The organism is Streptomyces prasinopilosus, from assembly GCF_001419695.1.
In the GTDB taxonomy this organism is placed as follows: domain Bacteria; phylum Actinomycetota; class Actinomycetes; order Streptomycetales; family Streptomycetaceae; genus Streptomyces; species Streptomyces prasinopilosus.
On record NZ_LIRG01000542.1, the window covers coordinates 1 to 1923 of the forward strand.

1 protein-coding gene is annotated in these 1923 nt (G+C 72.9%); it reads left to right on the forward strand.

All coding sequences use genetic code 11. The annotated features are described in order from the left end of the window. Window positions 1-425: 425 nt before the first annotated feature. Window positions 426-1923 (forward strand): phage tail sheath subtilisin-like domain-containing protein (locus AOK18_RS21580; protein ID WP_055695427.1); only part of this gene is annotated, 1498 nt, incomplete at its 3' end.

Below are 1923 nucleotides of genomic sequence, written 5' to 3' on the forward strand. Positions count from 1 at the left end.
TCCACCGTCGTCGACGCCGGTTCAAGAGAAGTCCAAAGGGTCACATGGTGACGCTACGGGCCGTGCGACGGAGCGTCAGGAGTCCCCGGGGCATCCTCAAGTGCCCCGAAAGACGGACTTGTTGCCCTGCCCGGCCCGAATCCCCGCCTTTGCCCCGGTCAGGGCCTCGAACCGCCTGCCGGGCGCACCGCAGCGCCCCCGCGCGCCTCCGGGGCCGACGCCCTGGAAGCGGCCCTCCCTCCCGGTCCGCCTCCGGTGCCCGGGGCGGGCCGGCCGGGGCGGGCCGGCCGCCCCGGAGAAGGGGTGCTCCTTGCCCTTCCGGGCAACACGCATGCCCCGTACTCGGCACTCGCAGCCGTTTGAACGACGCGCCACGCGCGTGAGGGTGGGCGTAGACCTGACTCGTACCCCGAGGAGAGCAGAGCATGCCGTCCTACCTGTCGCCGGGCGTCTACGTCGAGGAGGTGGCCAGCGGCTCACGCCCCATCGAGGGGGTGGGGACGTCGGTGGCGGCCTTCGTCGGGCTCGCACCATCCGGTCCGCTGAACGAGCCGACCCTGGTGACCAACTGGACACAGTTCGTCGCCGCCTTCGGTGCGTTCACCGACGGGTACTACCTGGCGCACTCCGTCTACGGCTTCTTCAACAACGGCGGCAGCGCCGCCTACGTGGTCCGCGTCGGCGGCGCCCCGGGCGGTGCCGCGGGCGAGGCGTCCGGCGCCCCCGCCGAGGTCACCGGGTCGGCCGCGCCGGCCGCGCTGCCCGCCGGGGCGCCCCAGCAGCTCGGCACGTTCACCGTGACCGCCGTGGCCGCGGGTTCCGGCCCGCTCAGCGTCGAGGTCTCCGACCCGGAGGGCGAGGGTCCCGCCGAGCGGTTCAGGCTCGTCGTCAAGGACGGCGGCAAGGCCGTCGAGTCCTTCGACGTGACCGCCAAGAAGGGCGGCCGCAACTACGTCGTCACGCAGGTGAAGGAGCGCTCCCGGCTCATCACCGTGCAGGAGGCGGCGCCCGCCGCGCAGCTCGCGCGCCCGGAGAACCAGACCGTGGCCCTCGTCGCCCCGCCGGCCGCGCCCGCCGCCCCGGCCGCCGGCACCGACGCCACCGGGAACCACCCCGGTCCCGCCCAGTACCTCGGCGACTCGGCGGACCGCACCGGCTTCGGCGGCCTGGAGGCCGTGGACGAGATCTCCATGGTCGCCGTCCCCGACCTGATGGCCGCCTACCAGCGCGGCGCCATCGACCTGGAGGCCGTCAAGGCCGTCCAGCTCGGCCTGATCGCGCACTGCGAGCTGATGGGCGACCGGGTCGCCGTCATCGACCCGCCGCCCGGCATGAACGCCCGCGACATCCGCGTGTGGCGTCAGGAGACCGCCGGCTACGACTCCAAGTACGCCGCCCTCTACTACCCGTGGGTCAAGGTGTTCGACCCGGCGAGCGGCCAGACCAGGACCGTTCCGCCGAGCGGCCACATCGCCGGCATCTGGGCCCGCAACGACTTCGAGCGCGGGGTGCACAAGGCGCCCGCCAACGAGGTGGTGCGCGGCGCCGTCGACCTGGAGATCCAGATCACCCGCGGCGAGCAGGACCTGCTCAACCCGATCGGCGTCAACTGCATCCGCGCCTTCCCCGGCCGCGGCATCCGCGTCTGGGGCGCCCGCACCATGTCCTCGGACCCGGCCTGGCGCTACCTGAACGTCCGCCGGTACTTCAACTACCTGGAGGAGTCGATCCTGATCGGCACCCAGTGGGTGGTGTTCGAGCCCAACGACCACCAGCTGTGGGCCAGGATCCGGCGCAACGTCTCCGCCTTCCTCGTCAACGAGTGGCGCTCGGGCGCCCTCTTCGGCGCCCGGCCGGAGGAGGCGTACTACGTCAAGTGTGACGAGGAGACCAACCCGCAGGAGTCGGTCGACCTCGGCCGGG